This is a genomic window from Halomonas sp. MES3-P3E (assembly GCF_002836035.1).
Lineage (GTDB): Bacteria > Pseudomonadota > Gammaproteobacteria > Pseudomonadales > Halomonadaceae > Vreelandella > Vreelandella arctica.
This window is the reverse complement of sequence record NZ_PJBT01000185.1, coordinates 57,265-78,168: the sequence shown is the minus strand read 5'-3', so window position 1 is coordinate 78,168 and position 20,904 is coordinate 57,265. Positions and strand designations below refer to the sequence as shown.

Sequence of the window (20,904 nt, the reverse complement as noted above, 5' to 3'; positions counted from 1 at the left end):
TTAAAAACACCGCCCCGAAAAACTTAGTGGAACGGCGCGCAAATACTTCGCCATCATACCACTGCAAAAGCAGCAAGGGCAGCCAGGGAGCTCACCAAAGCCGTTTAGGGGGTAAATGCCTCTTTCGCCAACGTTAATGCGGCCAACGCGTCACGCACCTCCCCCTCAATGGCAGCGGCCTTGTTAGCCCGCATATCCAGAAGGACGAAGGTCAAATCTGCCTGGGCGATGACGGTACCGTCTTTACGCACGATACGGTGGTGGCAGAGGCCGCTGCGTTCACCGACGTCGACAATACCCGTCATAATTTCTAAATCATCTCCATGACGCGCCGCGGCCAAATAATCAATATTCAAGTTAACCACCACAAACGCCCGGCCAGCCTGATGGAGCTCTTTGATCATCGCTGGGTGTTGATCGAAGTAATCCCAACGCCCCTCTTCCATAAACTCCAGGTAGCGAGCGTTATTCACATGACCATAGCCATCCAAGTGATAGCCACGAACACGCAATTGAACCCGCGATAGCGATGTACTCATAACCACTCCTACTGTTCAGTCAAACAATGCAATTAATTGGCGGATAGTATTTAGCTGGCAAACTCTCAATCAAACACAAGTTTGAAACACGTGCAACAGAGACGATTGGTGGCAGCCGCTGGTAGGAATGCCCCTCTTTCGCCATAATGTGCCACCTTTTGAACAGGATTGGCCTCATGTGGTTTAAGCACTTGCATTTATACCGCCTGCACGACGCGCCCGAGTTATCCAGCGATGCGCTCGCTAGCGCTTTACAAGAGCATGCCGCCAAACCACTCGGTAACGCTGATGCACGCCGCCTGGGCTGGACAGCCCCGGCTGGACGTATGGGCGGCGGGCAGTTAGTGCACGAAATTCAATCGCACCGCCTGCTTTCCGCCCTTCGCCAAGAGCGGCTACTGCCTGCCTCGGTTGTAAAAGAAGAGGTCGACGAGCTCGTCGCCGACATCGAAGCCAGCGAAAGCCGTAAAGTTACCCGCAAAGAGAAAACCGCGTTTAAAGAGCAGGTCACTGAAAATTTGCTGCCTCGCGCCTTTGTACGTAGCCAGAAAGTCGACCTTTGGTGGGACACAAAAGGCCAAATGATTGGCATCAATGCCAGTTCGCGCACCCGTGCCGAGGATATCCTGGACTTGCTGCGCGAGACGCTGGGCAGCTTGAAAGTCACCCCGCTGAGTTCGCAAACGCTGCCTATTCGCGCCATGACCACTTGGCTGGGCGATGTGGCTAGCCGCCCTGCCGATCTGCAGCTGGGTGATCAAGTCGAGCTCAAAGCGAAAGGCGATGACGGTGTACTTCGCGCGCGCCAAGTCGATTTAGACAGTGATGAAATTCAGCAGTTACTCGAAAGCGGCCGCCAGGCCAGCAAACTCGCTGTGAGCTTAGAAGGCCGGTTAAGCTTCGTGCTGCACGATGATTTGGCGCTGAAATCGTTGCGCTTTGGCGATGCCCTCATTGAAGAGGCCGACCATGCGGACGATGGTGACGATGCGCTCGCCCGCCTGGAAACAGACTTTATTTTAATGGCGCAGGCGCTATCTACCGATATTCCACGCTTAATAGAGTGGCTTGGGGGCGAAACGCAGCGGGAACCCGCGGCGCAGTAAGGGCTCTATAGACCTACGACCTCGATGCTATTAATCGATACTTTTTTTTTATTATCCAACGGTTCGCATGACTCATCACAATAACGCTACCAACGTCTCTACCGCGACAGACCCGTGGGCCGACATTCGGCCCTTTATGGATCATGAAGTAGCCGATGTTCTTGCTAGGCTCTCACGGGACAACGAATTGCTCGATGCCCTCACCCGCTTTCGGCTTCCCCGCTTGGCGCGCTGGGCGCCGTCGCTGGCGCGTGGCTTTGCCAGCCGCGCGGTCCGGCGTGAAGTGAAAGGTGTTACATCGATCTACGAATTTCAAATGCGTATTGCTCATTATATGGAGCGCATGATTCGCACCACCACCGATGAGTTTGAAGTCACGGGGCTTGATAAGCTCGACCCCAAAGGCGCTTACCTATTCATAGGCAACCATCGCGATATTTCGCTTGACCCAGCGTTCGTCAACTATGCGCTCTATCAAGCGGACCGCGATACTGTGCGTATCGCCATCGGTGACAATCTGCTCAAAAAGCCCTACGTCACCGACCTAATGCGACTCAATAAAAGCTTTATTGTCCCACGGAGTGCACGGGGCAAGCGGGCAATGCTGGCAGCGTATCAACAGCTTTCAGCCTATATTCGCCACACGATTACCGAAGACCAGCACTCCATCTGGATGGCACAACGTGAAGGTCGGGCAAAGAATGGCATCGACCATACCGAGCCCGCGATCATCAAAATGCTAATCATGGCGAGACGTGCTTCAGAGCGCGACATGGTGTTTGGTGAGGCCATCGCTGAGCTAAAACTGGTGCCGGTGTCGATTAGCTATGAATATGACCCCTGCGACGTGCAAAAAGCCCAGGAGCTGTACGATATTGACACCCAAGGCAGTTACGCCAAAGGTGAGTTTGAAGATATTCGCTCCATTGTGGCGGGCATTACCGGCTCTAAGGGACGCGTGCGGCTGCATTTTGGCACGCCAGTGGGTGCTGATATGGCAACGCCCGATGAAGTGGCCGCTGAAATTGATCGCCAAGTGATCGGCGGTTATCGCCTTTTCCCCAGCCACTATTTGGCCCTTGAGGCACTGGGTGAAGCACCTGAATTAGTCGCACGCAAAGCCATTACGCGACAGGACAGAGAGCGCTTCAATGCACGGCTTGCTGAAGTGCCTGAGGCATTGCGCCCCTACTGGCTCGCCCAGTACGCAAATCCCGTTAAACACAAGGCCGGTCGATTGACACTTTAATCTAATGCTTTAACCGGGCAACTCATGCCCATTAGCGTAAAAAATGCTATGGTCAAAGCATTGACTGGTTCCGCTTGGCGCTGCCGTCGACCGCGATCCTAAGGAGACTTCCATGTCCGGTTCAGAAATTCAGAAAACACGTGTCATCAATGAGCTACGAGATTTTATTCGCAAATTGCTACAAGACCCAAAAATCCTTGAACAATCCCTAGCGATTGCTCGGCAGCAGCTAACCGAAGGCAACAGCCCAGCGGCGATGGCACGCATTGCTAACGAAATTTCCGATACTACCAGCGTGCATATTCCGGAAGATCCGGCTGAGCACTCTGAGGCTGATAAGCTCTTTTTAGAACTGCTGCGCGAAGTGGTTCAAGAAGAGCAAGCCCTGTATTAAATGTTGTATAAAGCATCGTATTAATCGTTGCTAAGGAAAGCCACCGGCGAAGCCTACAGTGACTTCGCCGTGTTTTTAGTTACCGCCTGATCGGCACCCTTATTCACTCGGAATTAACCTTCACCATGTCTACTACCGCCACGCGCAATATTTTGGTGACTAGCGCGCTCCCTTACGCCAACGGAGCTATTCACCTCGGCCACCTGCTTGAATATATTCAGACGGATATCTGGGTTCGTTTCCAGAAAAGCCGTGGCCAACAGTGCTACTACGTATGTGCTGATGATGCCCATGGCACCGCCATTATGCTGCGCGCCGAGCAAGAAGGCATAACCCCCGAAGCGCTTATTGAGCGGGTTTCCCAGGATCACCAAACCGATTTTTCCCGTTTTGGTGTTGGGTTCGATAATTATCACTCGACTCATTCCACTGAGAATCGCCACTTCAGCGAAATGATTTATAAGCGCTTGCGCGATAAAGGCCATATTGCCACGCGTGATATTGAGCAGATGTTTGATCCCCAGAAAGGCTTGTTTTTAGCCGACCGCTTTATTAAAGGTACCTGCCCTAAATGCGGTTCAGAGGACCAGTACGGCGACAACTGTGAAAAGTGCGGTGCTACCTACACTCCCGCTGACTTGATTAATCCCGTCTCAGCAATTTCAGGCGCAACGCCCGAAGTACGCACCTCAACCCACTACTTCTTTAAGCTGCCCGACTTTGCCGACTTCCTACAGCGCTGGATTGACGACGGCCACGTTCAGCCGCAAATCCGTAATAAGTTGATGGAGTGGTTTGAGTCCGGCTTTAATGAGTGGGATATTTCCCGTGACGCGCCCTATTTCGGCTTTGAAATTCCTGATGCACCTGGCAAATATTTCTATGTCTGGCTGGATGCGCCGATAGGCTATTTAGCCAGCTTCAAAAATCTGTGTGACCGTGAAGGTATCGACTTCGACAGCTATTGGAAGAAAGGCTCTGATGCCGAGGTGTACCACTTTATCGGCAAAGATATCGTCTATTTTCACGCGTTGTTCTGGCCTGCCATGCTGCATGGCGCTGACCTGCGCACACCTACCGCCGTTAACTGCCACGGTTTCCTCACGGTAGACGGCGCCAAGATGTCGAAATCCCGCGGCACGTTTATTAAAGCCGCCACCTACGCCGATCACCTCAACCCGGAATACTTGCGCTACTATTTTGCCGCAAAGCTTACCTCCAAAGTTGATGATTTGGATTTAAACCTGGAAGACTTTGCCGCACGGGTAAACTCAGATTTAGTCGGCAAAGTAGTCAACATTGCGAGCCGCTGCGCTGGTTTTGTTAAAAAAATTGGCGGTGGCACTCTCTCGGCTCACTGCGCAGAACCGCAAATGGTCGCCCGCTTTATTGCCGCCGGTGATGATATTGCCGAAGACTTTGAAGCTCGTGAGTTTAGCCGGGCAATGCGTAAAATTATGGAATTGGCAGACGAGGCCAACACCTATATTGCAGATAAAGAACCCTGGGCATTGGCCAAGCAAGATGGCCGCGACGCTGAAGTGCTTGAGATATGTTCGGTCGGTATTAACCTGTTCCGGCAGTTGATGGTGTATCTAGCCCCCGTCGTTCCCACGATGGCCGAAGAAGCGCGTGAGTTCTTGAATGTCGTGTCTCTTGACTGGCACACTAGCCAAACGGTTCTGACCGATCACTCGATCAATAAATTCAAGCCCCTAATGACCCGCGTTGACCGAGATAAAATCGATGCGATGATTGAAGCGTCGAAGGAAGATCTTGTGGAAGAGCAAAAACTGAAAGAAGCGCCCAAAGGCCCACTGGCGGAAGACCCCATTGCCGCTGAAATCGACTTTGCGGCCTTTGCCAAGGTCGACCTACGCATTGCGCGTATCACCAAGGCCCAATACGTGGAAGGCGCTGATAAGTTGCTGCAACTGACCCTCGACCTGGGCGGCGAAACACGCAATGTCTTTTCAGGCATTCGCTCCGCCTACGCGCCAGAAGCATTAGAAGGCCGCTTAACGGTCATGGTCGCCAACCTGGCGCCGCGCAAAATGCGTTTTGGCGTATCGGAAGGCATGGTGCTAGCCTCAGCAAATGAAGACGGCATCTATTTGCTCTCCCCAGACACCGGTGCTGAACCGGGCCAGCGGGTCACTTAATCACTAAAAAGCCATGTCAAAGGGGCAGAGGCTAAACGCCTTTGCCCCTTTTATTTTTTGCAGCTGTCGTACATCGTCACCGTTTCGCTTAGGCACCCCTATGGTTCATCGCTTCTCTCGATCTTTGCGCTTTCGTTTTCTGGCCGCCTTGGGCGGGGTGTTATTACTAGCCCTTATTTCCTTAGCGGCCTTGAGCAAGTGGGTAATATTTCCCGCACTTCATAAGGAAGAGCGTGCGGTAGTAATCCAGGAGCTAGCGCAAATTGAACGCAGCCTCAATATCAGCCAACAGGAGCTACTAGCGCAAGCGCGAGACTGGGCGATCTGGGACGATACTTATGAATTTATTCAGGGTAACTACCCTGGCTATACGGATACCAATTTTAGCCAACAGATGTTTGAAGAAATGCGCTACCAACTAATGGCCTTTTTCAACGCGGAGGGCGATGTACATTTTTTGGCAGGTCTCAATCCTGCTACCGGCCAATACCACACTTGCTATACCGCAGAGCGTGAGTGCCGCTGGATGTCGGGGCTTATTCGCACGATGCAGGCTTCCATTAAAGAAGCTCCAGAACAGGGTAAAAGCAGCCTGTATGCGGGCACAACGCCGCTAATGGTAGCATCCAACCCCATTGTGAGAACCGATGAGAGCGGTCCCCCCCAAGGATGGCTATTCAAAGTGAGGCCAATGGACGATGAATGGTTGACGATCATAGAAGACTATACGGGGCTACCAACGACGCTTTCGATGGTGGAAGGCAGTATCAATAATGACACAGCCGTCACCATCTCAGGCAATACGATCCAGGCGCAGCGCTATTTGACTACCTACCCGCATAACGAGCAGTTAGCATTGGGAACCCAGCTTAATCGCACCAGTTATTTGGCTAGTCTAGAAACGTTTCGCTACGTACTTTTATGGACAGCTTGCTTGATGCTATTAGTGATTGGCTTTGTTCTGCTGCTACTGGAGCGTATTATTCTGAAGCCACTCAGAACTCTGACCCAGTTTACACAGCAAGCCAGCGTGGATTTAAAGGGATCAAGCCATCTATTAGGGCGTGGAGATGAAATCGGCATCCTAGCGCGGGCCTTTCAAGAGCAGTTCAAGCATCAACAACAGCTCAACGCTGAGCTCATCGAACTCTCTACCCACGACCCCTTGACCGGTCTACCCAATCGCCGATTATTCGATCAGCGCCTGCAAGAGGTGGTTAATAGCGCCTTGGCGTCAGGCCAACCGTTGTCGGTCATGATGCTCGATATCGATCACTTCAAAATGTTTAATGATCATTATGGGCATCCCGAGGGTGATATATGTTTGCAGCGGGTAGCACAAACCATGCATGACGTCGCCACTGCGCATGGCTTCTTTATCGCGCGTACAGGCGGCGAGGAGTTTAGTGCCATGATGTCCGCAACATCAGCTACCCAGGCATTGGAAAAAAGCCAAGCACTTAGTGACGCTATTGATCAATTGCAGCATCTACACTATATGTCGCCCGTAGCACCGCATGTTACCGTAAGCATCGGTATTAGCCAGTTGGGTATAGCAGGCATTCAGACATTCAGTGGATTAATGACCGCCGCTGACCAAGCGCTTTACGCTGCTAAAGCAGCTGGCAGACACTGCGCCAAGGTTTATACACCTTCGCTCGCCAACGCCACAATTTCTTCGCACAATGCGCCATCATGAGTGAGCTATTTATCATTTTGATCAGCACGGCGCTGGTCAATAACTTCGTGCTGGTTCAATTTTTGGGTCTATGCCCATTTATGGGCGTCTCTAATAAATTGGAGTCGGCCATGGGCATGTCCCTGGCAACCACTTTTGTGTTAACCCTGGCATCGGCTGCTAGCTTCGTGGTTTATCACGGGCTGCTAGTGCCGCTGGATGTGACATACCTGCGCACCATCAGCTTTATTGTGGTGATCGCCGCGGTGGTTCAATTTACAGAAATTATGGTGCGTCAATTAAGCCCACTACTACATCAAGTACTGGGAATATTCTTACCGCTTATTACCACCAACTGCGCGGTATTGGGCGTAGCGCTACTGTCGCTGAACCGCGAACTGAGCTTTTTTCATACCACCCTCTATGGTTTGGGCGCGGCGCTGGGTTTTTCGTTTATTTTGGTACTATTTGCTGCCATGCGTGAGCGTTTGGCAGGAGCGGATATTCCTAAACCATTTCAAGGTGCGGCGATTGCCATGGTGACCGCTAGCCTTATGTCGCTAGCGTTTCTCGGCTTTTCCGGATTAGTACAAGGGTGAAGGTAGCGCATAATGAGTGACACATTCGATGCTATCAGCATGCTTAGCGCCGTTGCGGTATTAACCGGCTTAGGCCTGGGTTTTGGTGCCCTGCTGGGCGTGGTGAGCGAACGCTTCAAGCGGGAAGATAACCCGCTAGTGGAACAAATTGATGCCCTGCTGCCGCAAACTCAGTGCGGCCAGTGCGGCTACCCAGGCTGCCGCCCTTACGCCGAAGCGATTAACCAGGGCGATGCACTGAATAAGTGCCCACCCGGTGGCGAGTCGACGATTCACGCCCTCGCCGATCTACTCGGCCGCGAATCAGAGCCCCTCGATGGCGAAGCCCAAAGTGAGCCCAAAGTAGCGTTTATTCGCGAAGCAGAGTGCATCGGCTGCACAAAATGCATCCAAGCTTGCCCGGTCGATGCGATTATTGGTGCGGCTAAGTTAATGCATACGGTGATTGAAGATGAGTGTACCGGCTGTGATCTGTGCCTTGACCCTTGCCCCGTAGACTGTATCGATATGCTGCCACGCACGGCACCGCTCACCCAATGGCAACCGGTAACAGCGCACTCTTCAAACATGATTGCCAGTGACCGCCAACCCGCACCAGGGGTGTCTTGATGTCGAACACCTTTGATTTCCCCGGTGGAATTCACCCGCCCGAGCGCAAACAGCGATCGAATCAGGCCGAGCTGATTGACGCGCCATTACCTGGCCGAGTGACACTGCCGCTGCAACAGCACAGCGGCCAGCCCGCCACGCCCTGTGTCGCGCCGGGCGATACAGTCAAAGTAGGTAGCGTCATTGCCAAGCGCGAAGGCATGATCTCCAGTAATCTGCACGCCAGCATTAGCGGCACGGTGAGCGAGGTGAGCGCTATCCAAATCATCATTGATAGCGATGGTCAGGATGAGTGGCTCCGGTTACCCAGCCTCGACTGGCAACGCGGCGAACTCAATGCGCTACTTGAGCGCTTGAATGAGAGCGGGGTTGTCGGACTCGGCGGAGCTGGTTTCCCTACCCATATTAAAGCGCGGGTAGTGGAACAGCATGACATTCATACTTTGGTGATCAACGCCGCCGAATGTGAGCCTTATATCACCGCCGACGATATCACGCTACGCCACTACGCTAACGACGTACTCGAAGGCGCCCAGATAAGCGCCAAACTGTGCGGCGCGCAGCATATCGTTATCGGCATTGAAGATAACAAACCCGAGGCAATTGAAGCGCTGCGGCAGGCGATACAGAATAGCCACCCGATTACCGTTGAGCTCAAGGTGATTTCTACCCGCTACCCCAGCGGCGGCGAGCGCCAACTGATCAAAAAACTGCTGGATCTAACGGTACCCAGCGGCGGCTTACCCGCTGACGTAGGCGTGCTGTGCCATAACCCTGGCACACTGCTGGCAATATTACATGCAGTGCGTGATGGTCAGCCGCTGGTGTCCAGGGTTGTCACGCTAACGGGCGAAGCGATCAGTCAGCCCGGCAATCGCTGGGTGCGACTAGGCACCTCCGTGAAAGCACTGCTGGAACAGGCAGGCCTTAATCAGCCCATGCTCAATCAAGTGATTCAGGGCGGCCCCATGATGGGAGCGCCGCTGCTGACACTTGATACGCCAGTTACCAAACTTACCAACTGTTTAATAGCTGCAACTATTGCCGAACTACCACCTGCCCCGGTGGAATCCCCCTGCATACGCTGTGGTGAGTGTGAAAGCGTTTGCCCGGTGTCGCTGCTACCCCAACAGCTCCACTGGTACGCTCGCGCCAACGATGATGCCAAGATGGAGCGTTATCATCTTTTCGACTGCATTGAGTGCGGCGCTTGCAGCTACGTCTGCCCCAGCCATATCCCCCTGGTTGACGATTATCGTGAAGCAAAAAGTCGAATCCGCCTGCAGCGAATCGAGACGGTAAAAGCAGAGCATGCCAAGCACCGCTTTGAGTTTCGTCAAGCGCGGTTGGCGCGGGAAGAGGCGGAGAAACAGGCACGTAAAGAGGCCCGCAAATCGCAACAGCGTCAAACGCCCACTAGTGCAGCAGCCAGTAGTGAAAAGGTCGACTTGCGCGGGCTACGAATTGCCCATGCCGCCGCCAAGGCGTCAGTCAAAAAAGCTGAAAAAACCCTGGCACGCGTTGCCCAGGAAGACCCCAAACAGCCTCTTGATGATCTCGAAATGCAGCTTGCCACCGCCCAGGAAAATTTACGCGCCACCGAGGTCCAGCTTACCCAAGCACGCGAACAACAGCCCAGCAAGGAATCACCATGAGCATGATGCACGCCTCACAGGTGACCAGTGCAAACGCTACTATCGTGCCACCCACGGCAAATTTAATGCGCTGGGTGATCATCGCCACGCTGCCGGGCATCGCCACTATGAGCTATTTCTTTGGCCTTGGGGTACTCAGCAATGTAATGCTAGCGGCAGCGTTTGGCCTTGGGCTAGAAGCCGCCATTCTTAAGTTACGTAATCGCCCCGTTCGTATTACGTTGAATGACTCAAGTGCCCTACTCACCGGCGTTTTACTGGGCGTTTCGCTGCCCCCCGCAAGCCCTTGGTGGCTGATCGGTGTCGGGATGATCGCGGCGATCATCGTCGCTAAACAGTTATACGGTGGCTTGGGCCACAATCCGTTTAACCCCGCCATGGTAGGTTATGCGCTGCTTTTGGTGTCGTTCCCAACCTATATGACGCTTTGGGCTCCCCCCCAAGAACTACTACCGGAGGGCTTGTGGGCACAAATCACAGGAACGCTGCCAGCTGGCCAGCTAGATGGCCTAAGTGGCGCCACACCGCTCGATGCCTTTAAGCACAAAGGCGAGGCCGTGCTTGCCAGCGAATTCTGGGCCACCCACCCACTGCCCGAGAGCACATTGAGTGCTTGGCGCTGGGTCGCCCTTGCTTGGTTAGCAGGTGGCGTATTGTTGCTGGCAAAGCGGATTATCAGTTGGCACATTCCTGCCGCTATGCTGGGTAGCCTAGTGGTGCTGGCCACGCTGTTTTATCTCAGCGACCCCAGCCACTTTGCCTCACCGCTTTTTCACCTACTTACCGGGGCGACGCTGTTTGGGGCATTTTTTATCGCCACCGACCCGGTTTCCGCCGCCACCAGCCGCCGCGGCAAACTACTTTATGGAGCCGGTATCGGCACCTTGGTTATCATTATTCGCACCTTTGGCGGTTACCCGGATGCAGTGGCGTTTGCGGTGTTGCTGATGAATCTGTGCGTGCCGCTGCTAGACCTGTACAGCGTGCCACGCCCGACGGGGCAGCCAAAAAGCTCCCGGGGTGAGCAGCCATGACGCTCTTTCAAGCCATGCAGCGGGGTGCTCTCGCATTGGGCACTTTTGCTCTGGTGACCGCGGGTAGCGTTGCGCTCACGCGCGCATTAACCGCCGAGCGCATAGCGACCCATCAGTTGGCTTACCAGCACCGTCAGCTTCAAGAAGTACTGCCTCAGACGCTTGCCAACACGCCCGTTGCACGCGTGCTAGAAAGCACCTTTACGCTTCCTAACCCAGAAGCACTGGGGTTGAAAAGCGATAGCCAAGGCTGGTGGGTAAGCGGCAGCGACAACGACAACGACAACAGTAATAAACACAGTGCCGTCATTTTTCCGGTGGTCACCCGGCAAGGCTATAACGGCGAAATTCGCCTACTGATCGGGATTGATGAGCAGCAGCGCATTAGCGGTGTGCGCGTCACCCAACACCAGGAAACGCCCGGGCTAGGCGATGATATTGAGCGCAGCCGCAGCGACTGGATCACTCACTTTGATGGCCTGGGGCTAAATAGTTTGCCACCAGAGGGCTGGGCGGTAACTAAAGATGGTGGCCAGTTTGATGCGTTTACCGGCGCAACGATCACCCCCAGAGCCGTGGTTAACGCCGTTCATAAAGCCTTGGAGTACGCCGCTAATACACCATTACCGATAACATTTGAGGAGCCACGCTCGTGAAAAACAAGCAGATGAGCCAATGGCGCCAACTGGCCCGTGATGGGCTGTGGTCAAACAACCCTGCGCTGGTTCAACTGCTGGGGCTTTGCCCGCTGTTAGCCGTTAGCGGCAGCGTGGTGAATGCGCTGGGCTTGGCACTTGCCACGCTTTTGGTAATGGTAGGCGCCAGCACGGCGATCTCGCTGATTCGCCACCAAGTCCCCAGCGCGGTGCGCTTGCCCGCTTTCGTGATGGTGATTGCCGCCTTTGTGACTTGCGCCGAACTGCTGATGGCCGCCTATGCTTACCCGCTCTATCAGGTGCTAGGGATTTTTATTCCACTGATTGTCACCAACTGCGCTATTTTAGGCCGCGCCGATGCCTTTGCCTCCCGCCAACCGGTCATTCCAGCGGCTATCGATGGCTTGATGATGGGGCTGGGGTTTGGCGCCGTGCTGGTACTCCTGGGCGCCCTACGCGAGCTACTCGGTCAGGGCACGCTGTTCAGCGACATGGCGCTGCTGTTTGGACCCCAAGCCGCTAATTGGCAACTGACGATTGCCGACGATTACCAGTTTCTGTTTTTTGTGCTGCCCCCGGGCGCTTTCTTTGTGGCGGGCATGTTGATCGCATTGAAAAATGCCATCGATCAACGCAGTGCAGCACGCGCTCGTCCGGCAGCCATTGAAACCCGAGTTGATCGCCGTGTGCGGGTAACCGGTACGATTAAATAGCGTTTTTAATCACTGCGCATAAGTCACTGTTTTTTTTTAAATACTGTTTTTAACCACTGTCTTTTAAAACATTGTCTTTTAAATAACGAGACCAGCCATGAATGCCCAAAAGCGTCATGAAATTTTTGCTCGCCTTCAGGCAGAGAACCCGCATCCCACTACCGAGCTTAACTGGAGCTCACCTTTTGAGCTGCTTGCTGCCGTACTGCTTTCTGCTCAAGCCACCGATGTGGGCGTCAATAAAGCCACAGCACGGCTCTACCCGGTAGCGAATACTCCCCAAGCGATCATTGATTTGGGCATCGACGAACTTAAAGAGCACATCAAAACCATCGGCTTATACAACACCAAAGCCGAAAACCTGATGAAAACCTGCCATATGCTGGTCAACCTGCATGGCGGCGAAGTGCCCAACACCCGCCAAGCGTTAGAAGCCCTGCCTGGCGTAGGCCGCAAAACTGCCAATGTGATTCTCAATACGGCGTTTGGCCAGCCCACCATGGCCGTGGATACGCATATTTTCAGGGTCTCTAATCGCACTGGCATCGCCAAAGGTAAAGATGTTGTGGAGGTGGAGCAAAAACTGCTGCGCCATGTGCCCAAAGCATTTCTGCAAGATGCTCATCACTGGTTGATTCTGCACGGTCGCTATACTTGCATTGCCCGCAAACCGCGCTGCGGTAGCTGCATTATTGAGGATCTGTGCGACTATAAAGACAAAACCGAAATCGCCTAGACGGAGTCCTCCATGCCTACCCCTGCCACGCTTCTGCATGATCAGCCCATTGAGCAGCGTATTGATGCGCTACTGGATCTGTCACGGCAACACGCCGAGCATTTCTGTAGCCCAGGGGCATGGCTAGCGCGGCAGCGTTATACGGCACAGCACCCGACATCCATCGTCGTCATGAAGTGCATGGATGGGCGCATACATATACCCCACGCCACGCGCACGCCGTTAGGTATCATTACGCCGTTTCGTAACCTGGGCGGCATTTTTGATCTAGGCTGGCCCTACCTGGGGGAACTGCTGACCGAGACGGTAGTCGACGCCGCTCAGGCGGGGCGCAGCACGCTAATGCTGATCACCTACCACTTTTCCCATGGCAACCCAGCCCGCGGCTGCGCCGGGTTTAACTGCGATACCCAAGCCGCGAAAGCCCACGCCTATGCCATTGCCGAACAGGCTGGAAAGCTATTTGGCCACGACCACCAGCAGGTTTACCCGCTGGTGTGCGGCTTTGAAACCGACAGCGATGCGCTGGTGATTCATGGCCAAGACGGCACCACCCTTGATGTCAGCGAGTGGATTGGCCGGGCCCCAGAAGGACTAAGCAGTCAACTGAATGCCCTTTGCCCCGATATGCCCCATGACATGCAGCGCGATTTGTTGCCTCTGCTGGAAGGTAACCTTGCCCACGTTAGCGAATTGCATGGCGTCGAGCGGGAGCTCGATATCGAGCACCGCGAATGGGTGATCTGCATCGGCCGGGGCTTTGATTTTCTGCACCTACCCAATACCGCCCTGATTATTGGCCCTTACGGGCCGGACTTAGCAGTGCCCATTGGCACGGCAGCCACCATCATTGACACCAATATGCGCGCCGGACGCATCCCAGATGATGGCTTTATGCTGCTGGCTTCGACCCCCTACCAGCACAGCGGCGTCGACCGCGCCCGCGCGGAGCTTAAATCCCACTTTCTGTCAGATTTTGCCGAGCAGGTGATTCGCCGTGAGCACCCGATGCTTGCGCAAAAGATGCGTCGCCATACCGCCGTGGTGCACTGGCCGACACGACGATTAGACCGGCTCGACTGAAAGAAGCTGGCGATAGGCCTCGCGCCAAGCGGCCCACTCCCAAGCCGCAGTATCAAGGCTCATAGGACGCGCAGTTGGATTTGTCAGCCAAGCATGGAGTCGCTTATAAAGCCCTTCCTGAGTGCCATCGTAACGGTAGTCAGGTGGATATAAAGCCGGGAAGCAAAGCCGATCCGGCACTAGGGGCAGCGCCCCGCGCTGAGCTGCCTCCATGATCGCCAAGCCTTGAAACTCATGCCAGGTGGTCGATACCACGATGCCTGCGCTGTCCAGCAATTCGCGATACCTCCCCTCGGGCTGGGGCCCCCAAGCCACAATATGCTTGGCTAAGCGCTGCTCGGCTTCGTCAAAAATGGCCGGAGCTTGGCGGAAGCGCTGCCCTAGCACGGCCAGCTCAAATGCCACTCCGGCATCGCTTAACGCGAACAGCACGGCAAAGAAGTCATCAGGATTTTTGTCATACTCCCAGCGGTGATTCCAAACAATACGCTGTGGCACTGTTTTTTGCACAGCCGTTTGCTGGTGAGAAATTGAGCTATCAGAAATGGGCACGGGTAAAACCTGAGACCGCTCGCGCAGCGCTTCCAATGGCTTCGCTGCAGGTAGGTTTTCAGGCATTTTTTTCAGAAAGGCTCGCGCGCCATCGATAAAAGAGTCGCGGTTGTAAGCGCTGTTAAACACCACACAATCCGCCGCTAGCGCCGTGTAGAGGTTGACCATTTTGGCCTCTACCTGGGGTATCTGATCGCTAGACTCAGGATAGGCAAACTGGTTTTCGTGAAAATAGACGATCTTTTTGGCTCGGCCAAGGTGTGGAAACAGCCCTATTAGCGTCGCCAGATCCACCATTGACGTGGCAAGCACCACCTCATACGACTGGCTAAGGGTATCCTGCTCTTTCAACATCCAGCTCAGTGGGTTGCCGCGAATTCGCCAGGCAAAATGACGCGGTGGCAGGCTCAACATCGCCCACGATACTTCATCAAGCTGCGCCATTAAACTTTGCGCCCAATAGCGATGACTCACCGCTTCGTAGGCGGATAACAGTAGTACGCGCATTCACAGCCTTAGCAAGCAGATCAGTAGTAAGCCATCGCTTGTTATGCCATGGCATAGAGACACCAGTGTACCAAACCAATCGCATTTGCTCGCTGCTAGCGGATTGCTAGTACATTCGGCCAAGGTCGTCTTGGCTGACTGTCTCGATCTATCTAGACTGCAAGTATGCGTCGTTAAAACAAATAAAAGCTGGAGAACACCATGGCCAAAGTGCTCGTCGTCGATGACGAACCCAACATTGTGCTATCGCTTGAGTTCTTGATGGAGCAAGCAGGATTTGAGGTAGTGACTGCCGAAGATGGTGAACAGGCGTTAGCACGTGTCCAGGATAGCCAGCCCGATTTACTCCTGCTTGATATCAGCCTGCCAGGGATTAGCGGTTTTGACGTTTTAGAGCGCCTGCGTAACGAAGAAAGCACCGCCCAACTACCGATTATTATGCTCACTGCCCACGGCCGCGATGTCGAGCGTGAAAAAGGCATGGCGCTGGGCGCTGATGACTATATTACCAAGCCTTTTTCCACCCAATCCTTGGTGGAAAAAGTCAAAGCGCTACTCATTAAGGAGCAGCCATGACCCGTGGTGGGCTGCCCAAACGCCAGCGCCTGATTGGCTTATGGCTCTCGCTAAGCGGCATCAGCCTATTGGGTGGCGCTATTTTTGCCGCCTGGCTGGATGCTCAGCTCGCACCCACGGGCGTAACACGAATAGCGCTATGGCTAGGCAGCTTTTCCGGCGGCGCGACCCTATTTATGGTGGGCTTAGTGCTTGAACGCATGCTGTTTACACCGCTACGCCATTTACAGGTGCAGCTGGCACGCTTGGTTGCCAATCCTGACGCCCGTGACGAACACCCGCCCGAGGGTTGGCTAAAAGGGCTGGGGCCAGATTTACGCCGTGTGCGCGAAAGCTGGCGCGAAGATCGCAGCCGCCTCGCTACCGCCCACGCCGATGGCGCCCGCAGCGCGGCACGCATCCGCCAGGAACTGGAAACACTGCTGCAGGTACTCGAAACACCCCTACTTTTATGTGACCACCACCGGCGTGTAATGCTGTTTAACCAGGCGGCTGAAGACTTTTTTGTCGGCAATACCGGGCTAGGCTTAGGTAAACGTCTTGAAGCGCTGCTTCCAGTTGCTAGCTTACAGCAAGCACTTAGCCAACTGCCTAACGATGGCTCCCCACGAGAACTGCTTGCCCCCTGTGATAACCGGTGGCTAAAAGTTATTCTGCGTCGCGTGCCGGGTAGCGATGGCGAAACATTGCTGACGTTTGGTGATGCAACGGCATCGTGGTCGAGTGAAATGGGCGTAAGAGCCGAATTGGCCAATATGTTGACGCCTCTCCGTCAGCATACCGCCAGCCTAACCAGCGCTGCCGATGCGCTGATCCAACTGCGCCATCAAAACGACGATAGCACGTCATTGTTACGCCAACGGTTTGAGCGGGTTATTCATGAGGAAGGCATCACGTTAGGCGACAACGTGGCTAAAATCGGCCAACTGCTCGACGATATGCAGCATCAGGGCGAGCGTTTAACGCCGATGTGGTCTAACGATTTCTGGCAAGCACTGGATGAACGCCTAGACCCAGAGCATCGTTTGATTACCCCGGTGGGCATGCCCGCTTGGTTTAAAGGCGATGCCCCCGCCCTGATTGCGCTGTTCGACTCATTAGTAAAGCATCTGAATACCCACCTTCCTGAGAGCGGCTTTGAAGGTGAAATATGTCTAGGCAATAAGCGTGTCTATTTAGACCTAATTTGGCGTGGCAAAGCGATCCCCGAACATGAACTGGCTGAATGGCGCCAGCAGCCGCTCAACTCACTGCCCCTAACACCCAGCGTGGCCGATGTATTGCGCCAACACGCCAGCGACCTCTGGAGCTTGGTCGACGATGATGGTGTGCATGCCCGCCTGCGCCTTCCGCTCCCTGCCGTTGAACGCGTCGGTGCCCCGCGGGAAACCGCACCACCACGCCCCGAGTTTCATGATTTTGGGATTGCCGACCTGCCCCCGCCGGATGAAGCGCTTGCGAGTCGTTCCCTGCGCAGCTTGGAAGTCGTGGCGTTTGATACCGAAACCACCGGGCTTGAGCTGCGTCGAGGTGACACGGTGATCAGTCTTGGTGCCTGCCGCGTGGTCAACGCGCGGCTATTGGCAAGCGAGGCTTTCGATCAAAAAGTCGACCCACAGCGACCTATTCCTGCCGCCAGCACGGCCATTCATGGTCTTACCGATGCCGATGTCATAGGTGCACCACCGCTGGATATCGTACTTACCCGCTTTCGTGACTTTGTAGGAGAAGCGGTATTACTGGCACATAACGCCGCGTTTGATCTGCTCGCCATCAGCCACAAAGGCGTCGTTTTTGATATTCCCGTCATCGACACCCTGCTGATTTCTCGGGCACTGGACGAAGCCTTGGACGGGCATGACCTGGATAGTCTTGCCCAGCGCTACGACCTGGCATTCCCCCCCGGCACCCGCCACACTGCCTTAGGCGATGCTCGGGTGACCGCAGAACTCTGGCTAGCCCTGCTGCCACGCTTAGAGGCCCGCGGCGTCGATACCCTGGAACAGCTTTTAACGCTACAAGCCAATGCTTTTGACCGACAGGATGCGAGTGCCTTATGAAAGGCTTAGTCTTATGAAAAATTTCGCCTCATGAAAAAGACAGGCACTAAATCGCGACAAACCGAACGCTTAATGGCCCTGGTAGCGGTCGCCTTACTGCTGTTCTGCCCACCACTGATTATCGTGGTAGACCGTCTACCCTCCTTTAACGTCGGCTGGTTACCGCTCTATCTGTTTTGCGCTTGGGCAGTCGTCATCGGTTTGACGGCTTGGCTAATGGAACACCGTGCGGATCGCTGATGATGCGTACTGACGCCGTCATCCTAGGCACTGCCTTTGGCTATTTAGCACTGCTGTTTGTGGTCGCGGCCTGGGGCGACCGGCGGGCCGAGCAGGGGCGATCGCTGATCGGCTCGCCCACGGTATACGCCCTCTCCATTGCCGTTTACTGCACTGCCTGGACCTTCTACGGCAGCGTAGGCCGCGCTGCGGAGTATGGCCCCAGCTTTTTGCTCATCTATCTTGGCCCCACACTCGCCATGCTGCTGGCACCCTTCGTGGTCCGCAAGATGGTGCGCATTGCCGCCCGCCAGCGCATTACTTCCATTGCCGATTTTATCAGTGCCCGCTACGGCAAAAGTACCAGCTTAGGCGCCCTGGTGGCCTTAATGGCGCTGATCAGTATCACGCCTTATATTGCCCTGCAGTTAAAGGCCATTACCGTTAGCCATGCAGTGCTCATTAACTACCCACAAGCGGCCGACACCACGCTGGTGGATGAACACTTCTGGATGGATAAGTCGCTCTGGGTGGCTCTGGTACTGGCGGTGTTTATTATTCTATTTGGCACTCGCCACCTGGATGCCAGCGAACGCCACGAGGGTATGGTGGCCGCCATCGCGCTGGAATCCCTGGTGAAGCTGGTCGCCTTCATGGCCGTCGGTGTTTTCGTGGTCTTTGTGATGTTTGAAGGCCCCGCGGCGCTGTTTGCTCAGGTAGCAGCCACGCCAGCGCTGGTCGATAGCATGCGGTTGGACAGCGTTCCTGGTGGCGTCACTGGTTGGGTGGGCATGCTGGTGCTCGCCTTCCTGGCCTTTTTAACGCTTCCCCGCCAGTTTCAGGTATTGGTGGTAGAGAATGTCGACGAGCAGCATTTAGCCAGAGCAAGCTGGCTATTTCCCCTTTACATGCTGTTGATCAACCTGTTCGTAATCCCTATCGCCCTGGCGGGCCTGCTGCTAGGTGCGAGCGCAGGCGACCCCGATAGTTTTGTTCTGACGCTACCGCTTTCGGCAGGCTTAGAAGGGCTGCCGCTACTGGTCTTTATTGGGGGGCTTTCAGCGGCAACTGGCATGGTGATCGTCGAGACAATCGCCCTCTCCACAATGGTCAGTAACCAGCTGGTGATGCCACTGCTGCTGCGCTCACGGCGTTTGCACCTCAGCACCAAAGGCGAACTTGCCGGCTGGCTACTGGGAATTCGTCGGGTCGCTATCGTGCTGATTCTGCTGCTGGGTTATCTTTACCATGCGCTGATTGGCGATTCCTACAGTCTGGTCACAATCGGGCTGGTCTCTTTTGCAGGTGCAGCACAGTTCGCACCGGCGCTATTGATAGGCCTTTACTGGCGTGGTGCGACTCGCCAAGGCGCCACGGCAGGCTTAATCGCTGGCTTTTTGGTGTGGTGCTATACACTACTGCTGCCGGGGTTTGCCCAGTCGGGCTGGTTGGACGCCACGCTACTTACCGAAGGGCCATGGGGAATCGGCTGGTTGAAACCCTATGCGTTGTTTGGACTCGAAAATTGGGATATTTACACCCACTCGTTGCTGTGGAGCATGCTGGTCAACGTCGGGTTGCTGGTCGGTGTTTCGCTGTTTACCCGCCCAACGCCCCTGGAGCAAACCCAGGCGGCGCTGTTCACCGAAGCGATGAACCCCAATCTACAAACAACATCACTATCGACGTCACTATGGCGCGGGCAAACCACCCAGGGGGCACTCAAAGAGCTGTTGGTTCGCTATCTCGGTGCCCACACTACCCGACGGGTGTTCAGCCATAGCAGTATCAAAAACGCATTTGTGGCAGACGAGCCCGCTGCCGCTGAGTTGATTACACGTGCAGAGCAGGCATTGGCGGGGGCCCTTGGCAGCTCTTCAGCGCGGGTGTTGATCAACTCAGTGGTTCGCGGCGAGGCGCTGGATATTGAGTCGATCCTTAGTATTCTGGATACCACCTCGCAAACCCTTGAGTACAACCGCCGCTTAGAGCAGAAATCCCAAGAGCTCGTCCAAATCGGCGAAGAGTTACGCAGCGCTAATGAACGGTTGCGGGAGCTGGATCGTTTAAAAGATGAGTTTGTCGCCATGGTCAGCCACGAACTCCGTACGCCACTAACCTCCATCCGCGCTTTTGCTGAAATTTTGCGCGATAGCGGCCAGCTACCCGATGAAAAGCGCCAGCATTTTCTGGGTGTCATCGTTCTCGAAAGCCAACGGCTCTCACGCTTAATCGAAGAAATACTGGACCTTGCCCGTCTGGAAAGTGGCCGTTTAACGCTTAACCCGGTGCCGCTGGATCTTGCCGCGCTTACCCGACACAGCATTGACGCCATCGCGCACCTGCATCAAGAGCGGGGCATCCAACTAGAGGTTGATTTAGAAGCAGACCCAGCAATGGTGGTTGGTGACCATGATCGTTTAGAACAGGTGATTATTAACCTGCTTGATAACGCAAGTAAGTTTGCCGATCGCCACCAGCCTAAAGTGCGCCTGTCGCTCTACCGCCATCGCCACCATTTCCGTTTAAGCGTGGAGGATAACGGCGCCGGGATTAGCGCGGATGAGCGTGAACGGGTATTTGAAAAATTTCATCAGATACAGCAAGACGATGATATACCAAGAGGACGGCCCAGAGGGAGCGGCTTGGGACTACCCATTAGCCGTGGAATTATCGCTCATCTGGGTGGACGACTCTGGGTTGAGGATGCCAAAACGCTTGGCGGTGCCTGTTTAACACTGGAGCTACCCGCGGCGCCGGATGACACCCACGCTTGA

19 protein-coding genes are annotated in these 20,904 nt (G+C 54.7%); 17 read left to right on the top strand and 2 right to left on the bottom strand.

From position 1 onward, the window contains the following. Nucleotides 1-104: 104 nt before the first annotated feature. Complete coding sequence (locus CXF87_RS15230) at nt 105-539, bottom strand: acyl-CoA thioesterase (protein ID WP_008957321.1); 435 nt, start codon at nt 537-539, stop codon at nt 105-107. Nucleotides 540-715: 176 nt separating this feature from the next. Here CXF87_RS15230 and CXF87_RS15225 point away from each other — a divergent pair, with 176 nt between their 5' ends. The 13 genes from CXF87_RS15225 to CXF87_RS15165 all read left to right on the top strand — a co-directional run bounded on the left by CXF87_RS15225 (nt 716) and on the right by CXF87_RS15165 (nt 14,213). Continuing rightward, nucleotides 716-1,645: a recombination-associated protein RdgC gene (locus tag CXF87_RS15225; RefSeq protein WP_101147191.1), complete on the top strand. Its 930-nt coding sequence runs from the start codon at nt 716-718 to the stop codon at nt 1,643-1,645. A gap of 67 nt (nt 1,646-1,712) precedes the next feature. Continuing rightward, nucleotides 1,713-2,894 carry a 1-acyl-sn-glycerol-3-phosphate acyltransferase gene (locus CXF87_RS15220; protein ID WP_101147190.1) on the top strand — a complete coding sequence of 394 codons (1,182 nt, stop codon included), beginning with the start codon at nt 1,713-1,715 and terminating at the stop codon, nt 2,892-2,894. A 112-nt stretch (nt 2,895-3,006) separates the two neighbouring features. Continuing rightward, nucleotides 3,007-3,288 (top strand): hypothetical protein, encoded by a 282-nt coding sequence (locus tag CXF87_RS15215; RefSeq protein WP_008957318.1) that lies wholly within the window; start codon nt 3,007-3,009, stop codon nt 3,286-3,288. A 125-nt stretch (nt 3,289-3,413) separates the two neighbouring features. Further along, nucleotides 3,414-5,450 (top strand): methionine--tRNA ligase, encoded by a 2,037-nt coding sequence (gene metG, locus CXF87_RS15210; RefSeq protein ID WP_101147189.1) that lies wholly within the window; start codon nt 3,414-3,416, stop codon nt 5,448-5,450. Between the two features lie 100 nt (nt 5,451-5,550). After that, nucleotides 5,551-7,149: a sensor domain-containing diguanylate cyclase gene (locus CXF87_RS15205; RefSeq protein ID WP_101147188.1), complete on the top strand. Its 1,599-nt coding sequence runs from the start codon at nt 5,551-5,553 to the stop codon at nt 7,147-7,149. Further along, on the top strand, nt 7,146-7,727 hold the full coding sequence (gene rsxA, locus CXF87_RS15200; RefSeq protein WP_101147187.1) for an electron transport complex subunit RsxA: 582 nt from the start codon (nt 7,146-7,148) through the stop codon (nt 7,725-7,727). Before CXF87_RS15205 ends, rsxA begins: the two co-directional genes overlap by 4 nt. Nucleotides 7,728-7,739: 12 nt before the next feature. Then, the gene (gene rsxB / locus CXF87_RS15195) at nt 7,740-8,336 is read left to right on the top strand and encodes an electron transport complex subunit RsxB (protein ID WP_101147186.1); all 597 of its coding nucleotides are present in this window, start codon (nt 7,740-7,742) and stop codon (nt 8,334-8,336) included. Beyond that, complete coding sequence (gene rsxC / locus CXF87_RS15190; RefSeq protein WP_101147185.1) at nt 8,336-9,991, top strand: electron transport complex subunit RsxC; 1,656 nt, start codon at nt 8,336-8,338, stop codon at nt 9,989-9,991. The genes rsxB and rsxC overlap by 1 nt, the downstream gene beginning before the upstream one ends. Beyond that, nucleotides 9,988-11,025: an RnfABCDGE type electron transport complex subunit D gene (locus CXF87_RS15185; protein WP_101147184.1), complete on the top strand. Its 1,038-nt coding sequence runs from the start codon at nt 9,988-9,990 to the stop codon at nt 11,023-11,025. Before rsxC ends, CXF87_RS15185 begins: the two co-directional genes overlap by 4 nt. After that, nucleotides 11,022-11,681 (top strand): electron transport complex subunit RsxG, encoded by a 660-nt coding sequence (gene rsxG, locus CXF87_RS15180; protein WP_101147183.1) that lies wholly within the window; start codon nt 11,022-11,024, stop codon nt 11,679-11,681. The genes CXF87_RS15185 and rsxG overlap by 4 nt, the downstream gene beginning before the upstream one ends. A gap of 11 nt (nt 11,682-11,692) precedes the next feature. Further along, entirely contained in the window at nt 11,693-12,394 is a 702-nt protein-coding gene (locus CXF87_RS15175) for an electron transport complex subunit E (RefSeq protein WP_101147281.1), read from the top strand. Between the two features lie 97 nt (nt 12,395-12,491). Next, complete coding sequence (gene nth / locus CXF87_RS15170) at nt 12,492-13,130, top strand: endonuclease III (RefSeq protein ID WP_101147182.1); 639 nt, start codon at nt 12,492-12,494, stop codon at nt 13,128-13,130. 12 nt (nt 13,131-13,142) lie between these two features. Further along, entirely contained in the window at nt 13,143-14,213 is a 1,071-nt protein-coding gene (locus CXF87_RS15165) for a carboxysome shell carbonic anhydrase domain-containg protein (RefSeq protein WP_101147181.1), read from the top strand. Here CXF87_RS15165 and CXF87_RS15160 read toward each other — a convergent pair. Beyond that, a complete protein-coding gene (locus CXF87_RS15160) occupies nt 14,196-15,272 on the bottom strand; it encodes a tRNA-queuosine alpha-mannosyltransferase domain-containing protein (protein WP_101147180.1) in 1,077 nt (358 codons plus the stop codon). The two genes, CXF87_RS15165 and CXF87_RS15160, sit on opposite strands and share 18 nt — an antisense overlap. A gap of 201 nt (nt 15,273-15,473) precedes the next feature. On the opposite strand from CXF87_RS15160, the gene CXF87_RS15155 reads away from it, so the two are divergent. The 4 genes from CXF87_RS15155 to CXF87_RS15140 are packed head-to-tail and all read left to right on the top strand — an operon-like array spanning nt 15,474 to nt 20,904. Continuing rightward, nucleotides 15,474-15,848, top strand: a complete 375-nt coding sequence (locus tag CXF87_RS15155; protein WP_101147179.1) for a response regulator transcription factor — start codon at nt 15,474-15,476, stop codon at nt 15,846-15,848. Further along, nucleotides 15,845-17,908 (top strand): 3'-5' exonuclease, encoded by a 2,064-nt coding sequence (locus CXF87_RS15150; RefSeq protein WP_101147178.1) that lies wholly within the window; start codon nt 15,845-15,847, stop codon nt 17,906-17,908. The genes CXF87_RS15155 and CXF87_RS15150 overlap by 4 nt, the downstream gene beginning before the upstream one ends. Nucleotides 17,909-17,938: 30 nt before the next feature. After that, a complete protein-coding gene (locus tag CXF87_RS15145; RefSeq protein WP_008957305.1) occupies nt 17,939-18,148 on the top strand; it encodes a hypothetical protein in 210 nt (69 codons plus the stop codon). Between the two features lie 2 nt (nt 18,149-18,150). Next, nucleotides 18,151-20,904 (top strand): sensor histidine kinase, encoded by a 2,754-nt coding sequence (locus tag CXF87_RS15140; RefSeq protein WP_101147280.1) that lies wholly within the window; start codon nt 18,151-18,153, stop codon nt 20,902-20,904.

Coding starts and splice junctions, on each gene's coding strand:
- CXF87_RS15230 (WP_008957321.1), bottom strand. CDS start 539: ATGAGTACATCGCTATCGCGGGTTCAATTGCGTGTTCGTGGCTATCAC.
- CXF87_RS15225 (WP_101147191.1), top strand. CDS start 716: ATGTGGTTTAAGCACTTGCATTTATACCGCCTGCACGACGCGCCCGAG.
- CXF87_RS15220 (WP_101147190.1), top strand. CDS start 1,713: ATGACTCATCACAATAACGCTACCAACGTCTCTACCGCGACAGACCCG.
- CXF87_RS15215 (WP_008957318.1), top strand. CDS start 3,007: ATGTCCGGTTCAGAAATTCAGAAAACACGTGTCATCAATGAGCTACGA.
- metG (WP_101147189.1), top strand. CDS start 3,414: ATGTCTACTACCGCCACGCGCAATATTTTGGTGACTAGCGCGCTCCCT.
- CXF87_RS15205 (WP_101147188.1), top strand. CDS start 5,551: ATGGTTCATCGCTTCTCTCGATCTTTGCGCTTTCGTTTTCTGGCCGCC.
- rsxA (WP_101147187.1), top strand. CDS start 7,146: ATGAGTGAGCTATTTATCATTTTGATCAGCACGGCGCTGGTCAATAAC.
- rsxB (WP_101147186.1), top strand. CDS start 7,740: ATGAGTGACACATTCGATGCTATCAGCATGCTTAGCGCCGTTGCGGTA.
- rsxC (WP_101147185.1), top strand. CDS start 8,336: ATGTCGAACACCTTTGATTTCCCCGGTGGAATTCACCCGCCCGAGCGC.
- CXF87_RS15185 (WP_101147184.1), top strand. CDS start 9,988: ATGAGCATGATGCACGCCTCACAGGTGACCAGTGCAAACGCTACTATC.
- rsxG (WP_101147183.1), top strand. CDS start 11,022: ATGACGCTCTTTCAAGCCATGCAGCGGGGTGCTCTCGCATTGGGCACT.
- CXF87_RS15175 (WP_101147281.1), top strand. CDS start 11,693: ATGAGCCAATGGCGCCAACTGGCCCGTGATGGGCTGTGGTCAAACAAC.
- nth (WP_101147182.1), top strand. CDS start 12,492: ATGAATGCCCAAAAGCGTCATGAAATTTTTGCTCGCCTTCAGGCAGAG.
- CXF87_RS15165 (WP_101147181.1), top strand. CDS start 13,143: ATGCCTACCCCTGCCACGCTTCTGCATGATCAGCCCATTGAGCAGCGT.
- CXF87_RS15160 (WP_101147180.1), bottom strand. CDS start 15,272: ATGCGCGTACTACTGTTATCCGCCTACGAAGCGGTGAGTCATCGCTAT.
- CXF87_RS15155 (WP_101147179.1), top strand. CDS start 15,474: ATGGCCAAAGTGCTCGTCGTCGATGACGAACCCAACATTGTGCTATCG.
- CXF87_RS15150 (WP_101147178.1), top strand. CDS start 15,845: ATGACCCGTGGTGGGCTGCCCAAACGCCAGCGCCTGATTGGCTTATGG.
- CXF87_RS15145 (WP_008957305.1), top strand. CDS start 17,939: ATGAAAAAGACAGGCACTAAATCGCGACAAACCGAACGCTTAATGGCC.
- CXF87_RS15140 (WP_101147280.1), top strand. CDS start 18,151: ATGCGTACTGACGCCGTCATCCTAGGCACTGCCTTTGGCTATTTAGCA.